The sequence below is a fragment of the Nocardioides sp. P4_G4 genome, assembly GCF_056401085.1.
In genome coordinates, this window is the sequence record NZ_JBFUKA010000008.1 from 1 (window position 1) to 26,833 (window position 26,833).

Below are 26,833 nucleotides of genomic sequence, written 5' to 3' on the forward strand. Positions count from 1 at the left end.
GCGGAGGCCTGGACGAAGCCGGGGGCGACCCCGGCGGCCGGTCTGCTCTTCACCACTCCGCGCACCCCCGTCTTCCGTGGTGTCGTGTACGACGACCGCGCGCAGCCCGTGTGGATCGAGCCCGACGGCAACGCGGCCACCGACCTGCGGGTCCAGACCTACCGCGGTCGCCCCGTCCTCACCTACTGGACCGGGGAGATCAAGGAGGGCACCGGCAACGGCAAGGGCGTCATCCTCGACGAGCGCTACCTGCCGGTGGCCGAGGTGCGCTGCGGACACGGGGTGCTGGCCGACATCCACGAGTTCCAGCTGACGTCGCGGGGCACCGCGCTGCTCACGTCGTACCCGACCATGCCCTACGACCTCAGCCCGATCGGTGGGCCCGTGGACGGCTACGTCTGGGGTGGTCGCATCCAGGAGGTCGACGTGGAGACGGGGGAGGTGCTGCTGGACTGGGAGGGGCTCGACCACATCGACCTCACCGAGACCTACCGCGAGGTGGACGACACGGGCACCGCGGCGCTGCCCTTCGACCCCATCCACGTCAACTCGATCGAGGAGGACGGTGACGGGCTGCTGATCTCGGGGCGGCACACGAGTGCGCTCTACCGCATCGACCGACGTACCGGCGAGGTGCTCTGGCGCTTCGGCGGGAAGAAGAGCGACATCGAGGTCCCGGAGGGCGGGGAGTTCGGGTGGCAGCACGACCTGCGCCGCCAGCCCGACGGGTCGATCACGATCTTCGACAACCACGACAACGCCACGGAGACCGACGCGGTGTCGGCGGCGCTGCGCTTCGAGCTCGACGAGAAGGCGATGACCGCCACGCTCGTGCAGGCCCTGCGCCACGAGGACCGGTACGGCTACGCGATGGGCAACGCCCACCACCTCGAGGGCGGGCACGTGCTCGTCGGGTGGGGCATGGACCCCTACGCCACCGAGTTCGACGCGGACGGCGAGGTGGTCTTCGAGCTCTCCGGCCTCGGCCTCGGCTCCTACCGGTCCTACCGGTTCCCGTGGCGCGGGCGGCCGGTCACGCCCCCCGACCTCGTCGTCGCCGACGGRTCGGCCCACCTCTCCTGGAACGGGGCCACCGAGGTGGCGGCCTGGCGGGTGCTCGCCGGTCCGCGGCCGTCCGCGCTGGCGCCCCTCGGGGAGACGCGACGCGCGGGCTTCGAGACGGCGGTCGCGCTCGAGACCGGCACCCGGGTCGTGAGGGCCGAGGCGCTGGACGCCGGTGGCCGGGTCCTCGGGCGGACCCGCACCGTCCGGGTCTGACACGAGTCCGGACACGCGGCGTTCACCAAGGCTGCCTAGGGTGCGGACATCCATCACCTGACTCGGAGGTCCCTGATGCGCCGTAGAACCCTGACCCGCACCACCCTGCTCGGCGCCGGACTGGCGGCGTCCCTGGCGCTTGGCGCCGTCTCGCCGGCCCAGGCCGGCCACGACCCAGACCGTGGGCACGGGCACGGGCACGGGCACGGGCACGATGGGGGCACGACCGTGCGCTTCTCCACCTTCAATGCCTCGCTCAACCGGGCGACGGCCGGCGGGCTGGTCGCCGACCTGTCCGACCCGGATGCCGACACCGGCGCGGTGCGCCAGGCGCAGAACGTCGCCGAGACCGTCCAGCGGACCCGGCCCGACGTGCTCCTGGTCAACGAGTTCGACTACGACCCCGCCGCCGTCGACCTGTTCCGCGACAACTTCCTCGAGGTGGGCCACCACGGGGCCGCGCCGATCGAGTACCCCTACGCCTACGTCGCGCCGGTCAACACCGGGGTGCCGAGCGGCCACGACCTCAACAACGACGGTCGGATCGGCGGGGGCGACGACGCGTTCGGCTTCGGGCTGTTCCCGGGCCAGTACGGCATGGTCGTCTACTCCCGGTACCCGATCGACACCGACGCGGTGCGCACCTTCCAGACCTTCCGCTGGGCCGACATGCCCGGCGCGCTGCTCCCCGACGACCCGGCCACGCCGGCCCCGGCCGACTGGTACTCCGCCGACGAGCTCGAGGACGTCCGGCTCTCGTCCAAGTCGCACTGGGACGTGCCGATCGAGATCGGTGACGAGACCGTGCACTTCCTCGTGTCGCACCCGACGCCGCCCACGTTCGACGGACCCGAGGACCGCAACGGCCTGCGCAACCACGACGAGATCCGCTTCTGGGCCGACTACGTCGCGCCCGACCGCAAGCGCGCGGCGTACGTCTACGACGACGAGGGCCGGTACGGCGGCCTGGCGCGCGGCGAGCGGTTCGTCATCGCCGGCGACCAGAACGCCGACCCGGTCGACGGCGACTCGGTCGACCACGCGATCGACCAGCTGCTGCACCACCCGCGGATCCGCGACCCCCGTCCCACCGCGGCCGGTGGCGCCGAGGCCGTCGACCAGGGCGGAGCCAACCTGACCCAGCAGGGCGACCCGGCGCTGGACACGGCGGACTTCGCGGACGGTGCCCCGGGCAACCTGCGCGTCGACTACGTGCTGCCGTCGAAGGGCACCCGGGTGGTGGGATCGGGGATCTTCTGGCCGGTCGACTCCGACCCGCTCTACTACCTGACGGGCGACTACAGCACCACGGCGTACCCCTTCACCGGGGTGCCGACCTCCGACCACCGCCAGGTGTGGCTGGACGTGCGCTACTGATCAGGCCTCAGGAGTGCACGGTCTCGATCGGTGCCTCGATCTCGTCGAGGGTGAGGTGGTGGTCCTCGCGGTCGAGCCTGCTCGGCCACCAGATCTTGCCGCCGAGGTCCATGTTGATCGCCGTGACCAGCACGGATCGGACGATCATGGTGTCCAGGATGACGCCCAGGGCCACGGCGACGCCCAGCTCGGCGAGGAACACCACGGGAATGGTGCCCAGCACCAGGAACGTGGCGGCCAGCACCAGACCGGCGCTGGTGATGACGCCGCCGGTGGAGGTGAGGGCCACCAGTGCGCCCTTGCGGGTGCCGAAGTGCATCGTCTCCTCACGCACCCGCGTCATCAGGAAGATGTTGTAGTCGATGCCCAGTGCCACGAGGAACACGAAGGCGAACAGGGGGAAGCCTGGGTCGGACCCGGCGAAGCCGAAGACGTACTCGAACAGCATCGCGGAGATGCCGAGCGCGCCGCCGAAGGACAGCACGACGGTGGCGATCAGGATCAGCGGTGCGACGACCGCGCGCAGCAGGGCCATCAGGATCAGGAACACCAGGACCAGGATGATCGGGATGATGACGAGGTTGTCGCGGTTGGAGGCGTCCTTGGTGTCCAGGAAGAACGCCGAGTTGCCTCCCACCAGGGCATCCGCGCCCGGGACGGCGTGGACGGCGTCCCGGACCCGCTCGACGGTCGCGAAGGCTTCGGGGGACGCGGGGTCGGAGCCGATGGCGGCCTCCACGAACGCGACGTCCCCGGAGGTCACCGGGGGCTTGGGGGGCTCGACGTCGTCGAGGCCCTCCATGGCCGCGGAGATCGCGTCCTCGCTCCCGGCGTTGGCCACCACCATCACGGTGTTGGACTGGTCGACCAGTCCGGCGTCCACCAGGACCTTCTGGCCGRTCACCGACTGGAACTCCTGGGTGTAGGAGTCCTCGGTGGACAGGCCGTTGGTGTCGAGGCGCAGCAGGCCGATGCAGGCGATGGCCAGGATCACGGAGGTGACCACCCACACCTTGCGCGGCCGGGGGACGATCCAGCGTCCGACCTTGGCCCAGATGCCGGTCTGCGTCGGCTCGGCCGAGCCGAACCCCGGGCGTCGCGGCCAGAAGATCCAGCGCCCGGTGATCACGAGCAGCGCGGGCAGCAGGGTGATCATCACGAGGAACGTCACGGCGATGCCGATCGCGGCGATCGGCCCGAGGCCGGCGGTGGAGTTCATCTCGGCGAAGAGCAGGCACAGCATGCCGAGTGCGACGGTAGCGGCACTGGCGAAGAGGGCCGGGGCGGCCCGGTGCAGGGCGAACGCCATCGCCTCGTGCCGGTCCTCGTGGCGACGCAGCTCCTCGCGGTAGCGGGCCACGAGCAGCAGGGCGTAGTCGGTGCCCGCGCCGATCACGAGGATGGTCAAGATGGCGTAGGACTGGCCGTTGACGGTCAGGTCGGCGTACTTCGCGAGGAAGTAGATGAGCGCCTGGGAGACGAACAGCGCCACGACCGCGCTGAAGATCGGGAGGATCCACAGGACCGGGCTGCGGTAGGTGAACAGCAGGATCAGGATGACGACGCCGAGCGTGCCCGCCAGGAGGGTCGTGTCGATGCCCCCGAACGCCTCGGCGGAGTCCGCGGCCTGACCGCCGGCGCCCGCCACGTAGACGTCGACGCCGTCCAGCGTCGCGATGTCCCGGAGGTCGTCGGCGATGCCGGGCATCTTGTTCCAGCCCTCGGCACCGAGGTCGAAGGTCACCGAGGTCTGCGCGACCTGGCCGTCCTGGGAGACGGCCGGGAACCCCACCTGCTCGGCGGTGGCCGGGCTGATGACCGACGGAGGACGCCCGGGCTTGGCCTCGGCCACGCCGTCCAGGGTGGCGATCTCGACCGCCTGGTCCTCGATGGCCGCGAGGTCCGCGTCCGTCAGGCCGCCGTCGCGGTGGTAGACCACGATGGTGGGGATGGCGTTCTGGTCCTGGAACGGCGCGAGCTTCTCGAAGGCGCGGGTCGACTCCGCCGACGACGGCAGCCAGGAGGAGGCCTCGTTGTTCTGCACGTCGGCCAGCTTGCTGGCGAACATCGCGGCGCCGGCGGCGACGAGCAGCCACACGACGAGGACGACCCACTTGGTGACGCGCCCGGTGAGCGTGCCGGCGAGCTGACGGTTCATGTCGACCAGTGGAACACCGACCACCGACATCGCGCATCCGGGTTCACCCTGACCCGCCTGTCGGGGTCTAGACCACTACCCCGCCTGGAGGTGGAACGGGGCCTCCATGTCCCCGCCGTCACGACGGGGCGCCACGGCGTACTCCATCGACCCGTCGGTCCCGATCCGGACGATCGCCCACTCGTCGGCCTGGAAGGTCACGACGAGCAGGTGCTCGGCGTCCTCCCAYACCTGGTCGAAGTACGTCGCCGAGCGGCCCCTCCGGTCGGCGACGAAGGAGCGGACCCGGTCGCCCGAGCGCAGGTCGAGGAGGTCGAGACGGGTCGGGCCGAAGCCGTCGGCGTACGCCGGGGTGCCGACGAGGTGCTGGTTGTCGGGGGAGATGGCCGACAGCTGGTTGCGGCAGGTCGTCCAGGCCGTGCGGGCACCGCGACGCATGGCGTTGCAGGTGCCGGTGTCGGTGCGGCTGACGATGCCGCCCAGCCACCGGCCCCGGCCCGTGGACACCGTCTGGAACGGGGTGCTGTCGACGATGCCGTGGGAGGAGGTCACCCAGCTGAGGGGGCGGCGCGTGGAGTTGACCATGATCGCGCAGCCGTTGCTCGTGTCGCTCTCCTTGCAGTCCTCGCCGAGGACCACCGCGGGGGTGTGCAGGCCGCGACCAGGTACCGAGGGCATCCGCAGGACGCGGTCCCCCTCCGAGTCGATCACCCGGACCTGGCCCCGGCGGCCGGTGAAGGCGACCGCCTCGCCGCCGCTCGAGACGGCAAGCCCGTAGCCGGTGCGCCACTCCCGCGGACCCGGGGTGCCGTCGGCGCCGATCCAGCGGACCCGCGGGGGTCGGGCGCCGCCGGTCTGGACGACGTACCCCGACCCCATCGGGGCGAAGACGCGGACGTTGCCCGCGGCCGGGGTGGTGCCGTCGGGACCGTGGATGGTGACGCGGGAGGCGCTGGTCCGCTCGGACCACGCGAGCCGCGGAGCGGCCCCGGTGTCGAGGTCGGAGACATCGAGGACCTGGCGGGGCGCGGCCGCCCCGTCGGAGGCGGCGGCGGGTGCGGCGTGCAGGGTGAGGGCCAGTGGGGCGACGGCCAGCGCGACGAGGAGACGGTTCATGCTCCTAGGACACCATCGGCGCGCCGGAGGTTGCATCGGTGAGGTCACCGACCCGGGAAGGCCGCGGGGAGGGGCCGTCCCAGCGCGGCCAGCACCTCGCGGAGCACGTCCGGCCGGTTGGTGATCAGCCCGTCCACGCCGGCCGCCAGCAGGGCCCGCATCGTCGGCGGGTCGTCGACGACGTAGGGGACGACGCGCAGCCCGACGTCGTGGGCCTCGGCGACGAGGTCCGCGGTCGCGAAGGCGACGTACGCCGGGTCGTCGACGCCGGCGGCGAAGGGACTGCCGTGCATCGGGGAGATCGCGTCGAAGCCCTGGGCGGCCGCGGTCCGCACGAAGTGCTCCTCCACCTCGATCCCGTCGAACCACGGGGACGGGCCGTCGGTGGACGCCTTCAGGTAGCGGGGGGAGACCAGCAGGGTGCGGGCCAGCACCGGCTCGACGTCACCGACCAGCCCCAGCACGCCCCAGTCGAAGCACTGGATGCTGGTGCGCCCGACCAGCCCGTCGATGCGGATCGCCTCGACCACGACCTCGACGAACTCGGTGCGTGAGGTCCGCTCCGCGGCCGCGACGGCGTCGTACTTGATCTCGAGGTTGACGCGGACCGGGTCTGCGCCCCGTTCGGTGAGCAGGGCCGCGACCTGTCGCAGCAGCGGCATGGTCGGCGGCAGGTCCGCGCGGGTGAGGGTGCGGATGAGCCGGGCGTCGGCCAGGGCCGGGTCGTGGCAGACCACCACGTCGTCCTCGGCCGTCAGGTGCACGTCGAGCTCGAGGGTGGCCACACCGAGGGCCAGGGCACGGTCGAACGCCTCGAGGGTGTTCTCGGGCCAGAGCCCGGCGCCGCCGCGGTGGGCCTCGACGTCGAAGACGGGCAACGGCACAGCGTCGAAGGTCACCCGGCGTAGAGCCGCTCGACCACGTCGGCGTACTTGCGGTTGACGACGCGACGCTTGAGCTTGAGCGTCGGGGTGAGCTCCTCGGACTCGGCCGTCCACTCCTCGGGGAGCAGCTCCCACGCCTTCACCTGCTCCGGTCGCGAGAGGCGGGCGTTGGCCTTGTCGACGGCGTCCTGCGCCATCGCCCGGATCGCGGGGTGGGCGGACAGCTCGGCGAGGTCGGCGAACTCGATCCCGCGCGCCGCGGCGAGCGCCGGGGCGACCTCGCCGTCGAGGGTGAGGATGGCGACGACGTACGAGCGGTTGTCGCCGATGGCCATCGCGTGGCCGACGATCGGCGACTCCTTGAGGTAGTTCTCGATGTTGGACGGGGCGATGTTCTTGCCGTTGGAGGTGATGATGAGCTCCTTCTTGCGGTCCACGATCGCGAAGAAGCCCTCCTCGTCGAGGGTGCCGATGTCGCCGGTGTGCACCCAGCCGTCGGCGTCGACGAGGTTGCGGGTCGCCTGCTCCTGGCGGTGGTAGCCGGGGGTGATGACGGGACCGCGGACGAGCACCTCGCTGTCCTCGCCGAGCCGGACCTCCATGCCCGGGGTCGCGCGACCGACGGTGCCGAGGCGGAAGCCGCCCGGACCGTTGGCGGTGACCGCGCCGGACGTCTCGGTCATGCCGTAGACGTCGTAGACGATGAGGCCGAGCCCGGCCATGAACTTGGCGACCTCCAGCGGCATCGGGGCCGCCGCAGAGCCCGCCCAGGTCACCTGGTCGAGGCCGAGGAGCAGCTTGAGGAAGCCGAGGATCGCAGCCTCCGCCTCGTCGTACGCCGCCTGGATCTGGGGCGTCATCTCCCCGCCGACCTCCTGGGCCTGGACCCACGCGAGGCCCGCGGCCATCGAGTCCTGGACGAGCCGGACGTTGTCGGGGTTCGGGTCGGCGGCCAGCTTGGCGGAGAGGCCCGTCTTGATCTTCTCCCACACGCGGGGGACGCCGAAGAACGCCGTGGGGTGGACCTCGCCGAGGGTCGCGAGAAGCTGGGCCGGGTCGCCGATGCAGTGCACGTGGCCGCTGACCACCTGCGGGCCGTAGAGGCCGAGCACCCGCTCGGCGATGTGGGCGAGCGGCAGGTAGCTGATCTGGCGCTGGGGCTCCTGGAGGCCGGCGGCCTCGAGGGTGCTGAGCGCCTCGTACAGGACGTTGTGGTGGGTGAGCACGACGCCCTTGGGGTTGCCCGTCGTGCCGGACGTGTAGAGGATCGTCGCCGGTGCGTCGGGCTCGAGGGCCTGGTGACGCTGCTCGATCTCGTCGGCGTGCTCCCCGCGGTACGCAGCCCCGCGGGCGACGAAGTCGTCCCACGTCACGTAGCGCTCGCCGTCGGGGCGCTGGGTCGGGTCGAGCACCACCACGGTGCCGACCGCGTCGAGGGCGTCTCGCCAGCGCTCGAGCTGGTCGGTGCCCTCGAGGATCACGACCCGCGGCTCGGACTCGCCGGCGATGAAGGCCACCTGCTCGGGGGACAGGGTGTTGTAGATCGACATCGGGGTGGCCGCGGCGTGCACCGCGCCCATGTCGCCCACCAGGTGCTCGATCCGGTTCGTGGCCATGATCGCGACGGTGTCGCCGACCTGCACCCCCGCCTGGATGAGGGCGGCGGCGAGGTCCAGCGCCGTCTCCCGGGTCTGTGCCCACGTGAGCGTGCGCCACGCCTCACCCTCCGCCACGCCGTGCTTGTCGCTGTACGCCGGCTCGTCGGCGTGGGCGGCTGCCGTGTCGGCGAGCGCGTCGATGAGCGTACGGCCCGCGACCGCCTCCTCGATCCGTGCTCGGTCGGCCTGCACGGCATCGGTCAGCACGTCGGGCATCGCGGGGCTCCTCGGGGTGTGGGGCGGGTGTGACGGGGGTCACGATCCTCACGCACGCGGGGGTCCGGTGGCTAGGGGGAGTCCGTCGCCGCGGGCGGTGGGAGAGACTGGACCCTCACCCGGAGACCGACCCTGGAGGACGACATGGTGGCGAGCCGCTCCGCCCGCGCAAGGAAGGCCGCCGAGCAGGGCGGCCCGCTGGCCCGGGTCACGATCGACCTCGACGCCGAGAAGCAGTTCGTCTACAAGATCGGCTGCTCGACCTGCCGGGCGAAGGGCCACCGGGCCTGGTCGACGTACCGGCCCGGCGAGGACAACGGCTTCATGGCCGCGATGGACCGCTGGACCTTCCACCTCGTGGAGAAGCACCCCGGTGTCGAGGCTCCGTGCCTGGCCTTCCTGGGTGAGGCGCAGCAGCGGTTGCACGAGCGGCGGGAGGGGTCCCCGCCCGGGGCGGCGTCGTGAGGGACCTGGTGGCCGTCGAGGCCCGGCTGACGGGACTGCTGGACCGCTACCGCCCCGAGCTGGTCGACGGGACGATCTACGGGGTCCCGTCCCTCGTCTGGCCGGGCGCGACGGGGCACGACTACTTCGCGGCCCTCAAGCGGGGGAAGGCCGCGGTCGGCCTCTACCTGATCATCGCGGACCGCTACCCCGACGACCTGGCGGCGTCGTCGGCCACGCTGTTGGCGCGGCGTACCGGGCGCGCGACGTTCTCCTTCACCTCGCTCGACGACGAGCTGGCCACCGACCTCGGCGCACTCCTCGACCGGCTCCTGCAGCGCTACCGGGCCGAGCACGCCTGAGTGCTCAGTCGGTAGTCGGGGACGAGCCCCCGGCCACCTCGTAGCTCCACACCTCGCTGTGCGTCGACACCGGTCGGGGCGCGTCGCCGCCGGCACGCTCCACCGCCGAGCGGTGCCCCTCGGCGAAGCCCGGGGAGCTCACCCAGGCCTGGAACGACTCCTCGTCGCGCCACCGGGTGATGACGAGCCACTGCTCGCGTTCGTCGGTGGGTCGGAGCAGCTCGAAGCCCTCGAAGCCGTCAGCCCCGTCGACCGCGCCGGCCCGGGCGGCGAAGCGGTGGGCGAGCTCGTCCCCGGAGCCGGCGGGGACGGTGATGGCGTTGATCTTGATGGTGGTCACCGGTCCAGCCTGCCAGCCGTCGCCAGGTGGGCCCGATCCCGACCGTGGCCGCCCCTGCCCACCGGCGCACTAGGGTCACGGCGTGGACGCCGACGTGCTGGTCGTGGGAGCGGGGCTGGCGGGACTGCGCTGCGCGCGGGTGCTGCACGAGGCCGGGCACGACGTCGTCGTGCTCGAGGCGGCAGACGCCGTCGGCGGCCGCATCCGCACCGACCGGGTCGACGGGTTCCTGGTCGACCGCGGGTTCCAGCTGCTCAATCCCGCCTATCCCGCCGTACGCCGCTGGGTCGACGTCGACGCGCTCGGGCTGCAGGGCTTCGGCGCCGGGGTCGCGGCCGTCACCGAGTCCGGCACGTCGGTCCTGGGCCACCCGCTGCGGGCCCCCGGGCTGATCCCCGGCACGCTCGGTACGGCGATCGGCCGTCCGCGCGAGGTGACCGCGGTGCTGCGGTGGGCCGCGCCGCTGCTGAGGCCGCGGCGGGGGACGTCCCTGTCCCGCGTGCTGGCGTCGCGCGACGACGTCGACCGGGCGGAGGCCCTCGATCGTGCCGGTGTCGACGGCCTGCTGCGTCGGGTGGTCGACCGGTTCCTCGCGGGGGTCCTGCTCGAGGACGACGGCAGCACGGCGGACCGGTTCGCGCTGCTGCTGGCCTGGATGTTCGCGCGGGGCGTTCCGTCGCTGCCGGTCTCCGGCATGCAGGCCCTGCCCGAGCAGGTCGCGGCCCCGCTGGGGGACCGGGTCCGCCTCGGCCACCACGTCGATCGGGTGGCGGGCACCTCGGTCGCCACCGCCGACCGGACCTGGACGGCCCGGCAGGTGGTCGTGGCCGCCGACGGGCCTCGCGCACGGGAGCTCACCGGAGTCGAGGCCCCGGCCACCAAGGGCGTCGTCACCACCTGGTGGTCCGCGCCCGAGGCGCCCGACTCCGACCTCCTGCACGTCGACGCGCGCCGCGACCCGCGGGGGCCGCTGGTCAACGCCGCGGTCGTCTCGCGCGCCGCGCCCTCCTACGCCCCGGCCGGCCGCCACCTCGTGCAGGGGTCGGCGCTGCTCGGCCCCGGCCGGGTGGCGGTCGAGGCCGCCATGCGGCGTCACGCCGGCGACCTGTTGGGCATCGATCCGACGCGGTGGGAGGTGGTGGCCCGGCACGAGGTCCCTGACGCGCTGCCCGCCCAGCCCGCGCCGTACTCCGCGACGCGTCCGGTGCGGGTCGGTGACCTCGTGGTCTGCGGCGACCACCGCGACACCGGCTCCATCCAGGGCGCGCTGGTCAGCGGCCAGCGGGCCGCCGACGCCGTCCTCGCCGCGCTGCGGTGAGCGCGGCCGCGCCCACCCACGGCCGGCTCACGGACCGCGACGACGGGCTCGTCGCCCGCATGCTGATGATCGACCGGTAGCGGTGCTCACCGGGGGATGATGGCGCGATGAGTGCGAACGAGCGTGTCGACGGCGTCGTGGTGGTCGGGGCCGGTCTGTCCGGGGTGGCCTGTGCGCGCGAGCTGCGCGCGGCGGAAGTGCCCGTGCGGGTGCTCGACCGTGGCCACCGGGCCGGTGGGCGGATGGCCTCGCGGCGGCTCTGGGACCGCCCGGTCGACCTCGGGGCGTCGTACCTCACGACGTCGGACGACGACTTCCTCGCCGTGGTCACGGGATGGCACGAGCGGGGGCTCGCGCGCCCGTGGACCGACACGTTCTGCGCGCTCGGCGACGGGGACCCGGTCGTCAAGACCGGTCCGCTGCGCTGGGGTGCGCCGGGCGGGCTGCGCTCGCTCGTCGAGGACCTGGCCGGCGACCTGGAGGTGGAGCGGTACGACGTCGCGGACGTCGCGAGCCTCTCGGGTGCGGCGGTGGTGCTGGCGATGCCCGACCCCCAGGCCCGACGCCTCGTCGCCGAGGACCACCCGGTGGCCCCGCACCTGGTCCGGGAGTTCGAGCCGGTGCTGGCCCTGGCCGCGACCTGGCCCGAGCGCACCTGGGACGACCTGAGCCCCACGGGCCGGTTCGACGGGGCCTTCGTCAACGGCGACCCGGTCGTGGCGTGGGTGGCCGACGACGGTCGGCGGCGCGGCGACGACGCCCCGGTCCTGGTCGTGCACTCCACGCCGGACTTCGCACGCAAGCACCTCGACGATCCGGCCGCCGCCGGTCCGGAGATGGTGCGGGCGTTGTGCTCGGCCCTCTCGTTGTCCGAGCCGGCGGACGTGCACGTGCACCGCTGGACCTTCGCGCGACCGGTGGGGGAGCGGACCGCCACGCACGCGCTGGTGGACGGGCCGGCCGGGCTGGTCGGCGTGTGCGGGGACGGCTGGGGCGCCTCGCCCAAGGTGGAGACCGCGTGGCTCTCCGGCCGGGACCTGGGCCGTGCGCTGGTGGGGCGGCTGGCGTGAGCGAGAAGGTGTGGTTCGCCAGCTCCAGCGGCCCGCGGCTCGCCGGCCTCGTCGACCACCCGGAGGGTGCCACCCGGGGCTGGGGGGTCTTCTCCCACGGCTTCACGCTGGGCAAGGACTGCCCGGCCGCCAGCCGGATGTGCAAGCAGCTGGCTGCCGAGGGCATCGGGATGCTGCGCTTCGACAACCTGGGGCTCGGTCACTCGGAGGGCGACTGGGGCGACGGGTCCTTCTCCCACAAGATCGCCGACACCGTGCAGGCGGTGAGGTTCATGAACGACGCGGGGCGCGACGTACGTCTGCTGGTCGGGCACTCGTTCGGCGGTGCCGCCGTCATCGCGGCGGCCCACGAGGTCGACGGCGTGCGAGCCGTGGCGAGCGTCGGGGCGCCGTACGAGCCCGCGCACGTCGAGCACAACTACGACGCCCTCATCGAGCGGATCCTCGAGGAGGACGAGGCGCCGTTCCCCGTCGGCGGCAAGGCGCTCACCCTGCGCCGCCACTTCATCGAGGACGTGCGCGAGGCGGACCTGCGTGAGCAGATCCGCACCCTGCGGCGCGCCCTGCTGGTCATGCACTCGCCGACGGACAACACCGTCGGCATCGCCAACGCCAGCGAGATCTTCCGTGCTGCGCGGCACCCGCGCAGCTTCGTGTCCCTGGAGGGGGCCGACCACCTGCTCACCGGCCGCAACCAGGCCAAGCGTGCTGCTCGCATCATCAGCGCCTGGTGCGATCCCTACCTCGCCGACGGCTGACGGGTGAGGGCCTGACGAACTACCGTGGAGGCATGCGCCGCGACCACCGGGTCGAGTCCCTCACGGACGTTCCGTGGTCGACGAGCGAGCAGGTACGACGGCGTCAACGGCGCTACTTCCTGCTCATGGGCGTGTGCCTCACCCTCATCCTGCTCGCCTGGACGTGGGTGCGCTTCTGGTCGACACCGCTGGCGGTCGCGATGTCGGCGGTCGCGGCGGTGATCCCGCCGATCGCCGCCTTCGTGGGCAACAACGGCTTCCGCGGCTGACTCCCGTCACAACCCCACGTCGTACGTCGTCAAGGGGGTGTCGGCCACGGTGGCCGCCCGGAGAGAAGGGACGATCCATGAAGACCATGACCTGCCAGCAGCTCGGCGGCCCGTGCGAGCACGAGCTGCGGGGAGCGACCGCCGACGACGTGATCAAGGCCCAGGACGCCCACCTCAAGACTCTCGTCTCGGACGGCGACGAGGCACACGTGCCCGCCCGCGACGCGATGAAGGGTCGGTGGAAGCGGCCGATCGCGGGCATGGGGTGGTACCGCGACGTCAAGCGCTCGTTCGCGGCCCTTCCCGAGGGCTGAGCACGACGGCCCCTTGCCGGACGGCCCACCCGGGGCGACGATGAGGCGCACAGGAGGCGCCATGTCAGCCCGTTCGACCTCGTCGCACCGCAGCCACCCCGATCGCACCGACTCCGCGCGCTACAAGAGCTCGGGGCGCCTGCGGTCCGCCGTCTACGACGCCGAGATGGAGAGGTTGCAGGAGCAGCTCGTGCTGCTGCAGTACTGGATCCAGTCGCAGGACCTCAAGGTGCTGGTCATCTTCGAGGGACGAGGCTCGGCCGGCAAGGGCGGGGTGATCAAGCGCATCACCGAGCGCACCAGCCCGCGCACGGTGCGGATCGTGGCGCTGCCCAAGCCGACCGATCGCGAGCGGACCCAGTGGTACTTCCAGCGGTACGTCGAGCACCTGCCCGCCAAGGGGGAGATGGTCCTCTTCGACCGCAGCTGGTACAACCGCTCGAACGTCGAGTGGGTGATGGAGTTCTGCACCGAGGACGAGCACCAGGAGTTCCTGCGCAGCTGCCCGGAGTTCGAGCGGATGCTGGTCCGGTCCGGGATCGTGGTGCTGAAGTACTGGTTCTCGGTGGGGGTCGAGGAGCAGCGCAAGCGGTTCGAGGCGCGCAACGCCGAGCCGCTCAAGCGGTGGAAGCTGTCCGACATGGACCTCGCGGAGCGCGAGCTCTACATCCGCTACTCGATGGCCAAGGACACCACCTTCCAGTACACCGACATCAAGCAGGCGCCCTGGTACGTCGTCCCGTCCGACGACAAGCGGGCGGCCCGGCTCAACTGCATCAGCCACCTGCTCTCGCAGTTCGAGTACGAGGACGTGGCGCCGCCGGTCGTCGAGCTCCCCGAGGTCCGGGACTTCGGGTACGTCCGGCCGCCCATGCAGGAGCAGACGTTCGTCCCGACGCTCTTCTAGTCGCCGGCATGAGTGGATGCGATCGAGCCGTCACAGGTGCGACGGTCACCCTCGGGTCGTGCGCACGGTGCTTCTGGGAGACAGCCACCTCGCACGCGTTCGGCGGGATCTGGCGGGGTGCGCGCGGATGACTTCCTTGTCGTCTCCGTGGGCACCAACGACGCGGCACCGTGGAAGCGCGTCGCGCTGCCCGACTTCAGGCAAGCGCTGTCGTCATGCTTCCGACTGGTCCCCACCGGCTGCTGTGCGTACGTCGCGCCGCCGGGCGTCGTCGAGTCCCGGTTGACCGGCTCGGCAGATCGAAGCAACGCTCTCCTGGACGAGTACCGCCACGCGGGTGTCGCCGCCTGCGCCGAGAACGGCGTCCGAGTGGTGCAGGCGGACCTCTTGCTCGGTCCGTTGGGTTCCACGGCGTTCACCGGTGATGGCGTCCACCTCAACGGCAGCGGCTACGGAGTCCTGCTACCCGCCATCGCGGCAGCGATACAGCGGCCCGAGTAGCCGCACGCGTCTTGCGGGCTCCCTGGGTCGCCGACCGAGACGTCAGCATCCAGCGCGTGCTGACCGACAACGGCGGCTGCGATGGCTCGCCCCTGCCCGCTGGTCCTGTCCCGACGGACGACGGACGACGGGCGTGGAGCCGTGCAGCCCGTGGTCGCGGCCACTAGGGTCGCGGCACATCGTCGAAGGAGACACCGTGTTCGGACGCAACCGTGACACCCGTTCGCCGCTCGACCGGGCCCTCGACGCGGCCTCGGGGCTTCGGCCGGGCTCGTGGGAGAGCGTCGAGTCGCTGGCGATGCTGTCGATCGAGGTCGCTGGACGCTCCGAGGCGACGAGCCTCTACGAGTCGGCTCGCGCAGCGTCGGAAGGCTTGGCCGCCGGGTCCTGGGACAGCGTCAGGGGACTCACCTGGCTCGCCCGCGCCGAGCGGGAGCTGGCCGGGCGCCAGGGCTCGTAGCCGCCGGGCTCGGCCCCGGCCGTTGTCGGTGGCTGGTGCTTGAGTGGAGACATGGACCTGACCACCGACCTCCGCGAGCTGACCGAGGCCGACCTCCTCGATCACGCCGAGGCGGTGTCGCGCAGCCAGCGCGAGTGCGAGGTCCAGGTGCTTCGCATCGCGGTCCAGCACGCGATCATCAACAACCCGGAGCGTCTTGATCCCGACCGGACGCGCCTCCCCGGCCGCGAGCGGGCCAAGCGGTTCGGTGGGGTGGGGACACCGGACGTCGCGGAGTTTTGCTGCGCCGCGCTGGGCGCGAGGCTCGCGATCACGTCATGGTCCGCCTTCTCGCTGATGGCGGACGCGCTCGACCTGGTGATCCGTCTGCCACAGCTGTGGCGCCGCGTCGAGGCGCTCGAGGTCCGCGCGTCCTATGCCCGCTTCGTCGCGCGCCGCACCCGCGACCTCACGATCGAGCAGGCGGCGTACGTCGACTCGCGGGTCGTCGAGGCCGCCGACGGGCGCATCCCGTGGTCGCGCTTCGAGGACCTCGTCATCGGTGCCGTCGCGGCCAGTGATCCCGAGGCGGCCGCCGCCCGCGAGGAGGAGCAGGCCCGACGGCAGTGTGCCAACGCCACCCGCTCCACGGAGGAGGGGATGCGTGGCTTCTACGTCCGGGCGCCGCTCCACGTCATCGCCCGGCTCGACGCGATCGTGGCCCACCTCGCACGCGTCCTGGCCGACCTCGGCGACACCGACCCCGAGGACGAGCGCCGGGTCAAGGCCGTCCTCGTCCTCACCGACCCGCAGCGCGCGGTCGACCTGCTGACCGCCTATGCCGCGTGGCGCGACCGCCCCGCCGATCCCGCCGATCCCGCCGATCCCGCCGATCCCGCCGAGGGTCACGATCCCGCGCGCACGGGGGAGCGGCCCGTGGTCGAGTGGGACGCCCTCATGCCCAGCGTGGTGCTGATGCTGCACCTCTACGCCAGCGACGAGGAGACCGGAGTCGCCCGCGTCGAGGGCCACGGCCCCGTCACCGAGGCCTGGCTGAGGACGCACCTCGGTCCGCACGCCACGTTCACGATCAAGCCCGTCCTCGACGTCGCCGGGCTGGCCCCCGTCGACGCCTACGAGATCCCTGACCGACATAGGCAGGCCGTGCATCTCATGACGCCGGCCGACACCTTCCCCTGGGGGTCCAGCACCTCCCGCACCCAGCAGATCGACCACACCGTGGCCTTCCGGCACGGCACGGACCGACCCGCGGGGCAGTCGAGGGTGGGCAACTACGGCCCGATGAGCCGGCACCACCACCGGATCAAGACCCACGGTGCGTGGCAGGTGCAGCAACCCTTCCCGGGGATCTACGTGTGGCGCGACCCCCACGGCGCGATGTACCTCGTCGACCACACCGGCACGCGGCGGCTCGGCACCAGTGTGTCGCCGGCCAGTCCTGCCGAGCTGCGGGTCAGCCGGGAGCTTCTCGGGCTGGCGGCCTGACCTGCCCGACGGATCGTCACCCCTTGGTGCGTTTGGTCTCCTTGGGGGATGACGACTCGGTTGGCAGTGCTGGGGGACTCGATCGCCTGGGGACAGGGTGCCGCACGGAAGCGCGAGCGGTTGGCGCCCCGGCTGGCCGACGGTCTGGCGGTGCGTGGCCTCGAGGTGGACGTCGAGGTCTTCGCCGTGCGGGGCGCGCGCAGCTCCGGTCTGGCCACCCAGGTGAGCGCGGCACTCGCGTGGGACCCGGCCCTGGCGGTGGTGGTGATCGGGGCCAACGACCTCACCCATCGCGAGCCGGTGGACGCAGCGGCGAGGGCCCTGGCTGCGGCGGTCCGCAGGCTGCGGATCGCAGGCGCCGAGGTGGTGGTCGCGCCGGCACCCGACCTCAGCGCGGTACCGCACGTGCCCGAGTTCCTGCGCGAGGTCGTGCGTGCGGCGGGCGACTCCCTCCGCGCTCAGCAGGCAGCGGCCGTGCTGGCTGAGGGCGCCCACGTGGCGGACCCCGACCAGCGTGCGTCGCGGGCCTTCGCCACCGACCCGTCGCTGTTCTCCGCCGACCGCTTCCACCCCTCCAGTGCGGGGTACGCCGTCATCGCCGACGCGCTCCTGCCGACGCTTGTCCTCGCGGTGGAGAACCTCCGGACGGCGTCTTGACCAGCGGCGTGGTCAGGTGCCGCAGAAGGTCCGGTAGCGGCCGAAGTCGTCCGGGGCCGGGGCGGCGTACCGCTCGAGACCGGGACGGGTGTCGTAGGGCGCGGTCACGGCCTCGAGGAGCCGCTCGAACGGCGTGAGGTCGCCGAGCACCGCCGCGTCCAGGGCCTCCTCGACGAGGTGGTTGCGTGGGATGTGGACGGGGTTGACCCGGTCCATGGCGTCCGGGTCGGGGCCGGTCGCCTGCCACCGGGCGCACCAGTCGTCGAAGGCTCGCAGGTCCAGGAAGAGCCCGCGGGCGGCCTCGGCGTCGCCCCGAGCGGTCGCGGCCAGGGCTCGGTAGAGCGACGTATGGTCGACATGGCCCCGCTCGGCCAGGTCCAGGAGCTCCTCGGCCAGCGGTGTGGCCACGGAGTCGTCGAGGCCGACCGGCAGCCCGAGCTTGGCGCGCATGGAGACCGACCACGCGGCGGAGTACTGCGGACGGAACGCGCCCAGCGACTCGACCGCGTGCGCGACCGCCCGCTCCTGGTCGTCGTCGATGAGGGGAAGGAGGGCCTCGGCGAGCCTGGCGAGGTTCCACTCGGCCACGACGGGCTGGTTGCCGTAGGCGTAGCGACCACCCTCGTCGATGGAGCTGAAGACCGTGCTGGGATCGAACGCGTCCAGGAAGGCGCACGGGCCGTAGTCGATGGTCTCGCCCGAGATCGTCATGTTGTCCGTGTTCATGACTCCGTGGACGAAGCCCACCGTCATCCACGCGGCCACCAGCCTCGCCTGCACGGCGACCACGGCGTCGAACAGGGCGAGGTGGGGGCGCTCGGCCGCAGCTGCCTGCGGGTGGTGACGCGCGATCGCGTGGTCGGCGAGGCGGCGCAGCAGCGCGACGTCGCCCGTCGCGGCGGCGTACTGGAAGCTCCCCACACGCAGGTGGCTGCTGGCGACCCGCGCCAGCACGGCGCCGGGCAGCAGCTCCTCGCGTCGCACCCGGCGACCGGTCGCCACGACGGACAGCGCGCGGGTCGTGGGGATGCCGAGGGCGTGCATGGCCTCGCTGACGACGTACTCGCGCAGCATCGGGCCGACCGCGGCGAGCCCGTCGCCGCCCCGGGAGAACGGCGTGCGACCCGACCCCTTGAGGTGGAGGTCGCGGAGCGTTCCGTCGGTGTYGACGACCTCCCCGAGCAGCAGTGCGCGGCCGTCGCCGAGACGCGGCGAGAAGCCGCCGAACTGGTGGCCGGCGTAGGCCTGCGCGACCGGGGTGGCGCCGACGGGGAGTGCCGTGCCGGTCAGCAGGCCGATCCCCGCGGGGGTGCGCAGCCAGTCGGGGTCGAGACCCAGCTCGGCGGCGAGCCGGGTGTTGAGGGCCAGCAGCTGCGGGTCCGGGGTGCTCTCGGCCTGCCAGGGGACGGCCATGTCGGCCAGGTCGCGGGCGAAGCCGCCGAGGAGGTCCACGTGGACGGGAGTGACACTCACCCCTCGAGCGTACGTCGCTCGACGACGAGGTACGGGGTCGACGACGACCACCGGCGTCGATCAACGTTCGAGCCCGAGGAGGACCAGGACAGCGAGTAGCCAGTACGGTCGACGCCATGCCCTCAGACCTGTCGCCGCAGGAGATCGTGCTCGAGTCCGCCCTCCAGCTGTGGGCCGCCGCCCAGACGGACTTCGACCCCTACTCGGTGCCTCCGGACGAGTGGAAGAACCCGGTCCCCGTCACCGAGGCGGACATCGCCACCGACACCGGCCTCGATCTCGACACCGTCCGGGAGTGCCTGCGGGGCCTCGCCGGCAGTCGGCTGGTGGTGGGGGACGACGACGGCACCGTCGTGGTCACGTCGATCGTGCCTGCCGACGAGCCGCTCTGAGCGAGCAGCCCGGTCAGAGCCCCAGCATCCGGCCGATGATCTCCTTCTGGATCTCGGTCGTGCCCCCGTAGATGGTCTGGATGCGCGAGTCGGTGTAGGCCTTGGAGATCGGGTACTCGCTCATGTAGCCGTAGCCACCGTGCAGCTGCACGCCCGCGTCCACGACCCGCTTCTGCAGCTCGGTCGTCCACCACTTCGCCATCGACGCCAGCGAGGTGTCGACGGTGCCGGCGTTGAGCCGCAGCACGCAGTCGTTGACGAAGACCCGCGCGATGTGGGCCTCGGTGGCCATCTCGGCGAGCACGAACCGGTTGTGCTGGAACTTTCCGATCGGCTTGCCGAACGCCTCGCGCTCCTTGGCGTAGGCCAGGCACAGCTCCAGGACGTGCTCGATCGCGGCGACCGCGATGCAGGCGATGGAGATGCGCTCCTGGGGGAGGTTCTCCATCAGCGAGACGAACCCCGAGCCCGGGGCGCCGAGCAGGTTGGACTTGGGCACGTGCACGTCGGTGAACGACAGCTCGGCGGTGTCCTGCGCGTGCAGCCCCATCTTGTCGAGGTTGCGGCCGCGCTCGAAGCCCTCCATGTCGCGCTCGACCACGAGCAGGCTGATGCCCTGGTGGCCGGCGTCGGGATCCGTTCGACAGACCACGATCACGAGGTCGGAGAGGATCCCGTTGCTGATGAAGGTCTTGGACCCGTTGAGGACGTAGTGGTCGCCGGCGTCGACCGCCGTCGTACGGATGCCCTGCAGGTCCGATCCGGCCCCCGGCTCGGTCATCGCGATCGCCGAGATCAGCTCACCCGAGACCAGCCCCGGCAGCCAGCGCTGCTTCTGCTCCTCGGTCCCGAGCGAGGAGATGTAGGGGACGATGATGTCGGTGTGCACGGCGAAGCCCGGGCCGGAGGCACCGGCCCGGGCGGCCTCCTCGGCCAGCACCATGTTGTAGCGGAAGTCGCTGATCCCCGGCCCGCCGTAGGCCTCCTCGACGTCGAAGCACAGCAGCCCGGCATCGCCCGCCTTGCGCCAGACGTCGCGGTCGACGATGCCGTCGGCCTCCCACTTCTCGTGGTACGGCGTGACCTCCCGCTCGAAGAACGCGCGGGCGGTGGCGCGGAAGTCCTCGTGCTCCTGCTCCAGGATCGACGGGCGCTCAGGCATGGGTGCTCCTTGCGGGTGGTGAGGCGGGTGGGGTGACGTCGGGACGGGTGTTGAGGGCGTCGAGCATGGCGAGCGGTCCGAGGTCGGAGAGGCGGTGACCTCCGGGGTACGTCGACGCCCGGTGGAGGAGCGGTTCGGCGCGTGGGGGCGCGAAGCGCAGCAGGAGCCCGCGAAGCCGCAGGCCGCGGCGCACGAGGCGCACGAACCAGGCCGGCTGGGCCGGCATCCCGAGCACGACCCGCAGCGGCTCGTCCATCAGGGCGACGGTGACCCGCCGCACGAGCGGGCGCAGCGGCGGGGGAGCGACGGTGCGGGCGATGTCGATGCTCGCCTCGGCGAGCGCGGTGTTGGCCGGGTCCTGCGCGAAGTGGGTGCGCTCGAAGTCGACCAGCAGGGCGAGGTAGCCGTCGTACGTCGTGGGCAGGTCCCGGAGGCCCATCAGCTCACCGAAACGGGTCGTCACCCGGGTGATCGCGGTGAGCTCGTGCGGGTCGAGGGGGCGCCAGCCGTACTGCGAGATCCAGCGGACCGGGCCGACGATCGTGGTGGCCAGGACGTAGGCGTACTCCTCCGGCGGGATGTCGTAGTGGCCGTGGATCCGGTTGAGGCGGCGGACGGCGGCGTGGCCGCGCTCGCTGTCGATCCCGTCGACCGTGGCCTCCTGCCCGATGAGGATCGTGTCGTCGTAGCGCTTGACCCCGTCGTGCTCGAACTCGCCGGTCCGGTGCAGCAGCCGCGAGATCGACGGCACACCGTAGTCGCGCATGAACGCGATCCCAGTGCCCTGCGAGTAGTCCCACGGGAACTCGTGGCGCGCGGTCAGGCCGAGGATCACGTCGGCGTCGCGCTCCGGGTCGAGGGCCCGGATCGTGCGCAGGTGCTCGAAGCGGCGGGGGTGGGCCAGCAACCGGGACAGCCGCCGCCCCGGGGCCGTCCGGCTCAGGACACCCATTCCTTCACCTGGGCGATGGTCGCGGCCGGGTCGGCGCTGGCGGGGGTGAGCGAGAGGTTGGTGACGCCGGCCTCGCCGAAGGCCGCGATCCGCTCCTGGACGTACGACGCGGGGCCGACGAGGTTGGCCGCCTCCAGCCAGTCGGTGGGGATGAGGGCCTCCGCCTCCTTCTTCTTGCCCGAGAGGTAGAGGTCCTGGATCTCCGCGGCCTCCTTCTCGTAGCCGTAGGCGCAGGCGACGTCGTTGTAGAAGTTCTTGCCGCGAGCGCCCATGCCGCCGACGTACAGCGCGAAGGTCGGGCGCGCGAGGTCGAGCAGGGCCTTGGTCTCCGGACCCTCACCGATGGCGACCATGCCCCCGGCGTTGACCTCGAGCGGGCCCAGGTCGGCTGAGCGCTTGGCCTTGCCGGCCGCCAGCGCGTCGCCCCAGACCAGGTGCGCCTTCTCGGGGTGGAACAGGATCGGGATCCACCCGTCGGCGATCTCGGCGGCCTGCTCGACACTCTTGGGGCCGAGGCCGGCGATGTAGATCGGGATGGTGTCACGGTCCGGGTGGGTGAGGATCTTCAGCGGCTTGCCGAGGCCGGTGATAGCGCCGTCCTCCTTGGTGAGGGGCAGCTTGATGATGCCGTCGTTGGTCAGCGGCTCGCGCCTGAGGCCGCGGCGCACGATGTCGATGACCTCGGCGGTGCGGCCCAGCGGCTTGGAGTAGGGGACGCCGTGGAAGCCCTCGATGACCTGCGGCCCGCTCGCCCCGAGGCCGAGGATGGCGCGCCCGCCCGACACGTTGTCGAGGCCGGCGGCGGTCTGGAGCAGGGCGCCGGGGGTGCGGGAGTAGATGTTGAGGATCGCCGCGCCGATCTCGATGGTCTCGGTCTTGGCCGCGAGGTAGCCCATCAGCGTGGGGGAGTCGAAGCCGTAGGCCTCCGCGACCCAGACGGTGTCGAGGCCCGCCTTCTCGAGCGCGCTGACCTGGTCGGCGGCCTCGCGCGGGTTCCCGGCGTACATCAGCGGCATGGAGAGCTTCATGCCCCAACTGTGACACCGTTACTGTCACAATCGCAAGGAGATCGGGTCCCGCGCGTCAGCGACGCAGCCGCGGACCGAAGACGACGTCGACGCCCGGCGAGAACATCGCGTGGTCCGGCGCTCGGGCGGCGAGGTCGGCGAACCCCGCCGCGCCCAGCAGCTCGTCGTCGACCTCGTCGACGACCGCCCGGCGGAGCGGCCAGGTGGGGTGCTCGTTGGGCCAGTAGCGGGTCCGCCCGGCACGGTCGGAGAGGTGCAGGCCCCAGCGCGCGGTGAGGAAGTGCTCGAGCGGTCCGGCCTCGAAGGGGTCGCCGACGTCCAGCGAGATGCGCGACCGGGTGCCCCGTGGGCCCGGCCAGCGGCGCGAGCAGGTGTAGGTCACCCGCGTGCCGGTGCGCTGACGGTCCATCCGCGACCACAGGTAGGGCAGCCGCGGGCCCCAGCGCGCGGCCAGGACCGGGGCCAGCCTCGACGCGTCGAGGCTGACGAACACCACGCCCCGACGACCCTGCTCGTCGACCGAGTAGAGCCGGACGTTGGTCTCGTGGAACGAGCCGACGTACGGCAGTCCCGGCGAACCGAGGAACCCGATGCCCTGCATCCAGAAGGGGATGAGCCCGACGTACGTCGACCCGTCGATCGTGTCCGGCCGGGTGCCGGCGGGGAGGTGGGGCTGCACCCGCTCAGGCGGGACGGCCCAGTGCAGGAAGGCCAGCTCCGACCAGCGCTGGGTGAAGACCGTGCGCCCGGCGGGCCGGGGCGACAGCGCGGTGATCGGCTCGGGCTCCACGCTCAGGCCTTCCCGTGCCAGGACTCCCACAGCGCGGCGTAGGACCCGCCGGCGGCGACCAGCTCGTCGTGCGAGCCGAACTCGGAGATGACCCCGTCCTCCACCACGGCCACCCGGTCGGCGTCGTGGGCGGAGAAGAGCCGGTGCGCGATCGCGATGACCGTGCGTCCGTCGAGCACGGCGGCCAGCGACCGCTCGAGGTGCCGAGCGGCGCGGGGGTCGATGAGCGAGGTCGCCTCGTCGAGGACGAGGGTGTGCGGGTCGGCGAGCACCAGCCGGCCCAGCGCGACCTGCTGCGCCTGCGCGGCGGTCAGGGCGCGGCCCCCGGAGCCGACCAGCGTGTCGAGCCCCGACGGGAGCACGTCGACCCACTCCAGCGCGTCGACGGCGTCGAGCGCCTGACGGATCTCCGCGTCCGAGGCGTCGGGACGGGCCAGGACGAGGTTCTCCCTCAGGGTGCCCACGAAGACGTGGTGCTCCTGGGTCACCAGCGCCACGTGCCCGCGCAGCTCGTCGAGCGGCAGCTCGACCAGCCCGACGTCGCCGACAGTCACCTGGCCGGTGCGCGGCGGGTGGATGCCGGCGAGGAGCCGGCCCAGGGTCGACTTGCCGGCCCCGGACGGACCGACCATGGCGATCCGCTCGCCGACCCCGACGTCGAGGTCCACACCGTGCAGCACGTCGCGCCCCTCGACGTAGGAGAAGCGCACGTCGCTGGCCTCGAGCTTCTCGCTCGTCGGCCGCTCCCCGGAGACCGACCGGTCGTCGGGGACCTGGGCGACGCCGAGCAGGCGGGCGAGGGAGGCGGCTCCGAGCTGGAGCTCGTCGAGGATCGAGACCAGCCGGTCGACCGGGTCGATGAGCATCTGCACGTAGAGCGTCGCCGTGGTCACCTCCGCGAGCGAGACCTGGCCACGGGTGTAGAGCCAGCCGCCGAAGAGCAGCGTCCCCACCACCGGCAGCAGGTAGGCCAGCTCCATGCTCGGGAAGAACACGGTGCGCAGCCGAAGCGTGTACTTCTCGGCGTCGTACGACGCGGCGCAGTCGGCGTCGCCGGTCTCCACCCGCCGCCGGCCGAGGCCGAGGGCCTCGACGGTGCGCGCCCCGTCGACGGTCTCCGAGAGGGTGGTGGTGATCTGGGAGTACGACGCCGTCTCGCGCAGGTAGCCGTCCTTGGCGCGGGCGAGGTACCAGCGCAGCCCGGTGACCAGCGGCGGGACCGCGAGCAGGCAGGGCAGGAAGACCCACCAGCCGACGCTCAGCGCGGCGGCGAAGGTCAGCACCGCGGTGACGACTGCGATCGTCCACTCCGGCAGGGCCCAGCGCACCGACCAGCCGAGCCGGTCGATGTCGCTGCTGGTGCGGGTGAGGAGGTCCCCGGAGCCGGCTGCCTCGACGGTGCCGACCGGGAGGGCGAGGGTGTTCTTGACGAAGTCCTCGCGGAGCTCGGCCAGCACCAGCTCGCCCATCACCTGGGAGCGGTAGCGGGCGAAGCGGGTCAGCACCGACTGGGCGAGCAGGAAGACCGCCAGCCAGATCGCGATCTCGTCGACGCGGTCCACGGTGGTGCCGTCCTCGACGGCCTGCACGAGGTCGCCGAGCAGGCGCGGGGCGGCGAGCGCCGAGAGCGCGGCCAGCACGTGGAGGCCGAGCGCCGACCAGAGCAGGGCGGGGTGTCGCTGCGCGACCTGGCGGACGTAGCGGCGCACGGCGCGGCCGTCGGCGACGGGGAGTCGGGTGGTCACGCTCATCGTGCCGCCACCTCCACGTCGCGGACCACGACCGCGCGGTAGGCGGGCTCGCTGTCCAGCAGGTCGGCGTGCGGGCCGACGGCCACGACACGGCCGTCGACGAGGAACGCGACCTCGTCGACCGCGTCGAGCAGCAGCGGGCTCACCGTGGTGACCACGGTGGTGCGACCGGCCCGGTGGTCGCGCAGGCGCGACGCGATCCGCGCCTCGGTGTGGGCGTCGACCGCGCTGGTCGGCTCGACCAGCACCAGCACCTCCGGGTCGGCGGCGAGGGCGCGCGCCAGCACCAGCCGCTGGCGCTGGCCGCCGGAGAAGCTGCGGCCGCGCTCGGTGACGACCGAGTCGAGACCCTCCGGGAGCGCCTCGAGGATGTCCTCGGCCGACGCGGTGTGGATCGCTCGGCCGACGTCGCCGCCGCCCCGCTCGTCGAGACGGTCCCCGAGCCGACCGGCGAAGAGGGATGCACCGGTGTCGGAGACGAGGATGCGCTCGCGCACGTCGGCCTGGCGCAGCGACGTGAGGGGCGTGCCGCCCCAGGTGACGTCGTCGTCGGGCTCGGGCGCGGCCAGGCCGAGGCGGTCGGCGAGCAGGGCCGAGTCGTCTGGCCGCTCGCTCACGATCGCGGTGATCAGGCCGGGACGGACCCGCAGCCCRGTGCGGGCGTCGTGCAGCGCGGAGCCGGGGGCGGGCGCGTCGGCGGGGAGGGCGGGCTCGACGAGGTCGGGCTCGAGGGCCAGCACCTTGCAGATCCGCCGGGAGGAGACGAGGCCGCGGATGACCTTGTTGGCGAACTCGGTCGCGGTGCGCAGCGGGAGCATCAGGAACGCCGCGTAGCCGTAGAACGCGACCAGCTCGCCGGCCGAGATCTCGCCGGCGACCGCCGAGCGCGCGCCCAGCCAGACCACGAGCACCACGAAGGTGCCGGGCAGGAAGACCTGCAGCGCGTCCAGCACCGACTGGAGCTTGGCGACGTTGACCGCCGCGGTGCGGGTGGCCTGCGACTCGCGGCGGTAGCGGGCCAAGAAGACCTGCTCGCCGCCGATGCCCCGCAGCACCCGCAGGCCGCCGACGATGTCGGTGCCGGTGTTGGACAGCTCGCTGCGCATCTGGCGCTCCGTCGCGCTGCGGGCCTGGAGCGGCCGGAGCAGCGGACCCAGGACCAGCATCAGCAGCGGCACGCCGACGAGGACCACGAGGCCGAGCTGGACCGAGGTGCTCAGCAGGATGCCGCAGACCAGCAGGAACGACACGATCGCGCCGGCGAAGCGGGCGGTCACGTCCATCACGTTGCCGATGTGGTCGAGGTCGCTGGTGCCGATCGCGATCACCTCGCCGGTGCTCACCTTGCGGGGGAGCGCACCGCCGAGCCGCACCGTCTGGCGGGTGACGAGCTGGACGACGCGGTACGACGCGGTGAGCCAGTTGGTGACCGCGAACCGGTGGCGCATGATCCCGGTGAAGGCCTGGACGAGGCCGATGGCCAGCATGACGCCGGCCCACAGCAGCAGCTGCTGCTGGTCCTTGGCGGCGACCCCGCGGTCGATCGCGAGGCCCAGCACGGCGGGCAGCACGGCCTGGCACGACATCCACACGATCCCGAATCCCATGCCGCCCAGCAGGGTGGGCCACTGGCCCTTCGCGAGCCACCACAGGAAGAGTCGCGGGGACCGGTGGTCGGCGGTGCCGGGGTCGAGGACAGGGAGATCACGCACT

27 protein-coding genes are annotated in these 26,833 nt (G+C 72.4%); 15 read left to right on the plus strand and 12 right to left on the minus strand.

The genetic code is table 11. The annotated features are described in order from the left end of the window. Both AC1DQF_RS03175 and AC1DQF_RS03180 read left to right on the plus strand, forming a co-directional pair. A partial coding sequence (locus AC1DQF_RS03175; protein ID WP_477523759.1) for an arylsulfotransferase family protein occupies positions 1–1,278 on the plus strand: 1,278 nt, incomplete at its 5' end. 75 nt (positions 1,279–1,353) lie between these two features. Beyond that, positions 1,354–2,655, plus strand: coding sequence for an endonuclease/exonuclease/phosphatase family protein (locus AC1DQF_RS03180; RefSeq protein WP_477523760.1), 1,302 nt, complete (start codon positions 1,354–1,356; stop codon positions 2,653–2,655). A gap of 7 nt (positions 2,656–2,662) precedes the next feature. On the opposite strand, the gene AC1DQF_RS03185 is transcribed toward AC1DQF_RS03180, so the two are convergent. From AC1DQF_RS03185 to AC1DQF_RS03200, 4 genes are all read right to left on the minus strand, one after another. Then, complete coding sequence (locus AC1DQF_RS03185; protein WP_477523761.1) at positions 2,663–4,813, minus strand: MMPL family transporter; 2,151 nt, start codon at positions 4,811–4,813, stop codon at positions 2,663–2,665. Positions 4,814–4,888: 75 nt separating this feature from the next. Then, on the minus strand, positions 4,889–5,929 hold the full coding sequence (locus AC1DQF_RS03190) for a hypothetical protein (RefSeq protein WP_477523762.1): 1,041 nt from the start codon (positions 5,927–5,929) through the stop codon (positions 4,889–4,891). A 44-nt stretch (positions 5,930–5,973) separates the two neighbouring features. After that, positions 5,974–6,828: a glycerophosphodiester phosphodiesterase family protein gene (locus AC1DQF_RS03195; RefSeq protein WP_477523763.1), complete on the minus strand. Its 855-nt coding sequence runs from the start codon at positions 6,826–6,828 to the stop codon at positions 5,974–5,976. Continuing rightward, positions 6,825–8,687, minus strand: a complete 1,863-nt coding sequence (locus AC1DQF_RS03200) for an AMP-dependent synthetase/ligase (protein WP_477523764.1) — start codon at positions 8,685–8,687, stop codon at positions 6,825–6,827. The genes AC1DQF_RS03195 and AC1DQF_RS03200 overlap by 4 nt, the downstream gene beginning before the upstream one ends. A gap of 144 nt (positions 8,688–8,831) precedes the next feature. Between AC1DQF_RS03200 and AC1DQF_RS03205 the strand changes: the two genes are divergently transcribed. Together AC1DQF_RS03205 and AC1DQF_RS03210 are read left to right on the plus strand one after the other, a co-directional pair. Then, positions 8,832–9,152, plus strand: a complete 321-nt coding sequence (locus tag AC1DQF_RS03205; RefSeq protein WP_477523765.1) for a hypothetical protein — start codon at positions 8,832–8,834, stop codon at positions 9,150–9,152. Then, complete coding sequence (locus AC1DQF_RS03210) at positions 9,149–9,493, plus strand: hypothetical protein (RefSeq protein ID WP_477523766.1); 345 nt, start codon at positions 9,149–9,151, stop codon at positions 9,491–9,493. Before AC1DQF_RS03205 ends, AC1DQF_RS03210 begins: the two co-directional genes overlap by 4 nt. Before the next feature lie 4 nt (positions 9,494–9,497). Here the strand turns inward: AC1DQF_RS03210 and AC1DQF_RS03215 are convergent, their stop codons facing one another. Beyond that, positions 9,498–9,833: an antibiotic biosynthesis monooxygenase family protein gene (locus AC1DQF_RS03215; RefSeq protein ID WP_477523767.1), complete on the minus strand. Its 336-nt coding sequence runs from the start codon at positions 9,831–9,833 to the stop codon at positions 9,498–9,500. An 82-nt stretch (positions 9,834–9,915) separates the two neighbouring features. Between AC1DQF_RS03215 and AC1DQF_RS03220 the strand changes: the two genes are divergently transcribed. The 10 genes from AC1DQF_RS03220 to AC1DQF_RS03265 all read left to right on the plus strand — a co-directional run bounded on the left by AC1DQF_RS03220 (position 9,916) and on the right by AC1DQF_RS03265 (position 17,572). After that, a complete protein-coding gene (locus tag AC1DQF_RS03220; RefSeq protein ID WP_477523768.1) occupies positions 9,916–11,151 on the plus strand; it encodes an NAD(P)/FAD-dependent oxidoreductase in 1,236 nt (411 codons plus the stop codon). A gap of 107 nt (positions 11,152–11,258) precedes the next feature. After that, positions 11,259–12,221, plus strand: coding sequence for an NAD(P)/FAD-dependent oxidoreductase (locus AC1DQF_RS03225; protein ID WP_477523769.1), 963 nt, complete (start codon positions 11,259–11,261; stop codon positions 12,219–12,221). Beyond that, entirely contained in the window at positions 12,218–12,979 is a 762-nt protein-coding gene (locus AC1DQF_RS03230; protein ID WP_477523770.1) for an alpha/beta hydrolase family protein, read from the plus strand. Before AC1DQF_RS03225 ends, AC1DQF_RS03230 begins: the two co-directional genes overlap by 4 nt. Before the next feature lie 32 nt (positions 12,980–13,011). After that, a complete protein-coding gene (locus AC1DQF_RS03235; RefSeq protein ID WP_477523771.1) occupies positions 13,012–13,248 on the plus strand; it encodes a DUF3099 domain-containing protein in 237 nt (78 codons plus the stop codon). Between the two features lie 77 nt (positions 13,249–13,325). Then, the gene (locus AC1DQF_RS03240; protein WP_477523772.1) at positions 13,326–13,562 is read left to right on the plus strand and encodes a hypothetical protein; all 237 of its coding nucleotides are present in this window, start codon (positions 13,326–13,328) and stop codon (positions 13,560–13,562) included. A 61-nt stretch (positions 13,563–13,623) separates the two neighbouring features. Continuing rightward, complete coding sequence (gene ppk2 / locus AC1DQF_RS03245; RefSeq protein WP_477523773.1) at positions 13,624–14,469, plus strand: polyphosphate kinase 2; 846 nt, start codon at positions 13,624–13,626, stop codon at positions 14,467–14,469. 36 nt (positions 14,470–14,505) lie between these two features. Continuing rightward, positions 14,506–14,970, plus strand: coding sequence for an SGNH/GDSL hydrolase family protein (locus tag AC1DQF_RS03250; RefSeq protein WP_477523823.1), 465 nt, complete (start codon positions 14,506–14,508; stop codon positions 14,968–14,970). Between the two features lie 196 nt (positions 14,971–15,166). Beyond that, complete coding sequence (locus tag AC1DQF_RS03255) at positions 15,167–15,430, plus strand: hypothetical protein (protein ID WP_477523774.1); 264 nt, start codon at positions 15,167–15,169, stop codon at positions 15,428–15,430. 51 nt (positions 15,431–15,481) lie between these two features. Beyond that, positions 15,482–16,915, plus strand: coding sequence for a DUF222 domain-containing protein (locus AC1DQF_RS03260; RefSeq protein ID WP_477523775.1), 1,434 nt, complete (start codon positions 15,482–15,484; stop codon positions 16,913–16,915). A 48-nt stretch (positions 16,916–16,963) separates the two neighbouring features. Next, positions 16,964–17,572: a GDSL-type esterase/lipase family protein gene (locus AC1DQF_RS03265; protein WP_477523776.1), complete on the plus strand. Its 609-nt coding sequence runs from the start codon at positions 16,964–16,966 to the stop codon at positions 17,570–17,572. Between the two features lie 12 nt (positions 17,573–17,584). Here AC1DQF_RS03265 and AC1DQF_RS03270 read toward each other — a convergent pair whose 3' ends face one another. After that, positions 17,585–19,045, minus strand: a complete 1,461-nt coding sequence (locus AC1DQF_RS03270) for a protein adenylyltransferase SelO (RefSeq protein ID WP_477523777.1) — start codon at positions 19,043–19,045, stop codon at positions 17,585–17,587. A 116-nt stretch (positions 19,046–19,161) separates the two neighbouring features. Between AC1DQF_RS03270 and AC1DQF_RS03275 the strand changes: the two genes are divergently transcribed. Continuing rightward, on the plus strand, positions 19,162–19,437 hold the full coding sequence (locus AC1DQF_RS03275; RefSeq protein WP_477523778.1) for a hypothetical protein: 276 nt from the start codon (positions 19,162–19,164) through the stop codon (positions 19,435–19,437). A 13-nt stretch (positions 19,438–19,450) separates the two neighbouring features. On the opposite strand, the gene AC1DQF_RS03280 is transcribed toward AC1DQF_RS03275, so the two are convergent. Genes AC1DQF_RS03280 through AC1DQF_RS03305 form a run of 6 tightly spaced genes read right to left on the minus strand, consistent with a single transcriptional unit; the run spans position 19,451 to position 26,832 of the window. Continuing rightward, the gene (locus AC1DQF_RS03280; protein ID WP_477523779.1) at positions 19,451–20,599 is read right to left on the minus strand and encodes an acyl-CoA dehydrogenase family protein; all 1,149 of its coding nucleotides are present in this window, start codon (positions 20,597–20,599) and stop codon (positions 19,451–19,453) included. Further along, a complete protein-coding gene (locus tag AC1DQF_RS03285; protein WP_477523780.1) occupies positions 20,592–21,551 on the minus strand; it encodes an oxygenase MpaB family protein in 960 nt (319 codons plus the stop codon). Before AC1DQF_RS03285 ends, AC1DQF_RS03280 begins: the two co-directional genes overlap by 8 nt. Further along, positions 21,539–22,579 carry an LLM class F420-dependent oxidoreductase gene (locus AC1DQF_RS03290; RefSeq protein WP_477523781.1) on the minus strand — a complete coding sequence of 347 codons (1,041 nt, stop codon included), beginning with the start codon at positions 22,577–22,579 and terminating at the stop codon, positions 21,539–21,541. Before AC1DQF_RS03290 ends, AC1DQF_RS03285 begins: the two co-directional genes overlap by 13 nt. A gap of 55 nt (positions 22,580–22,634) precedes the next feature. Continuing rightward, positions 22,635–23,369, minus strand: coding sequence for a YqjF family protein (locus AC1DQF_RS03295; protein ID WP_477523782.1), 735 nt, complete (start codon positions 23,367–23,369; stop codon positions 22,635–22,637). A gap of 2 nt (positions 23,370–23,371) precedes the next feature. Next, positions 23,372–25,120, minus strand: coding sequence for an ABC transporter ATP-binding protein (locus AC1DQF_RS03300; protein WP_477523783.1), 1,749 nt, complete (start codon positions 25,118–25,120; stop codon positions 23,372–23,374). Beyond that, positions 25,117–26,832 carry an ABC transporter ATP-binding protein gene (locus AC1DQF_RS03305; protein ID WP_477523784.1) on the minus strand — a complete coding sequence of 572 codons (1,716 nt, stop codon included), beginning with the start codon at positions 26,830–26,832 and terminating at the stop codon, positions 25,117–25,119. The genes AC1DQF_RS03300 and AC1DQF_RS03305 overlap by 4 nt, the downstream gene beginning before the upstream one ends. Position 26,833 lies beyond the last annotated feature (1 nt).

Coding starts and splice junctions, on each gene's coding strand:
- AC1DQF_RS03180 (WP_477523760.1), top strand. CDS start 1,354: ATGCGCCGTAGAACCCTGACCCGCACCACCCTGCTCGGCGCCGGACTG.
- AC1DQF_RS03200 (WP_477523764.1), bottom strand. CDS start 8,687: ATGCCCGACGTGCTGACCGATGCCGTGCAGGCCGACCGAGCACGGATC.
- AC1DQF_RS03205 (WP_477523765.1), top strand. CDS start 8,832: ATGGTGGCGAGCCGCTCCGCCCGCGCAAGGAAGGCCGCCGAGCAGGGC.
- AC1DQF_RS03225 (WP_477523769.1), top strand. CDS start 11,259: ATGAGTGCGAACGAGCGTGTCGACGGCGTCGTGGTGGTCGGGGCCGGT.
- AC1DQF_RS03235 (WP_477523771.1), top strand. CDS start 13,012: ATGCGCCGCGACCACCGGGTCGAGTCCCTCACGGACGTTCCGTGGTCG.
- AC1DQF_RS03240 (WP_477523772.1), top strand. CDS start 13,326: ATGAAGACCATGACCTGCCAGCAGCTCGGCGGCCCGTGCGAGCACGAG.
- ppk2 (WP_477523773.1), top strand. CDS start 13,624: ATGTCAGCCCGTTCGACCTCGTCGCACCGCAGCCACCCCGATCGCACC.
- AC1DQF_RS03260 (WP_477523775.1), top strand. CDS start 15,482: ATGGACCTGACCACCGACCTCCGCGAGCTGACCGAGGCCGACCTCCTC.
- AC1DQF_RS03265 (WP_477523776.1), top strand. CDS start 16,964: ATGACGACTCGGTTGGCAGTGCTGGGGGACTCGATCGCCTGGGGACAG.
- AC1DQF_RS03275 (WP_477523778.1), top strand. CDS start 19,162: ATGCCCTCAGACCTGTCGCCGCAGGAGATCGTGCTCGAGTCCGCCCTC.
- AC1DQF_RS03280 (WP_477523779.1), bottom strand. CDS start 20,599: ATGCCTGAGCGCCCGTCGATCCTGGAGCAGGAGCACGAGGACTTCCGC.
- AC1DQF_RS03285 (WP_477523780.1), bottom strand. CDS start 21,551: ATGGGTGTCCTGAGCCGGACGGCCCCGGGGCGGCGGCTGTCCCGGTTG.
- AC1DQF_RS03290 (WP_477523781.1), bottom strand. CDS start 22,579: ATGAAGCTCTCCATGCCGCTGATGTACGCCGGGAACCCGCGCGAGGCC.
- AC1DQF_RS03300 (WP_477523783.1), bottom strand. CDS start 25,120: ATGAGCGTGACCACCCGACTCCCCGTCGCCGACGGCCGCGCCGTGCGC.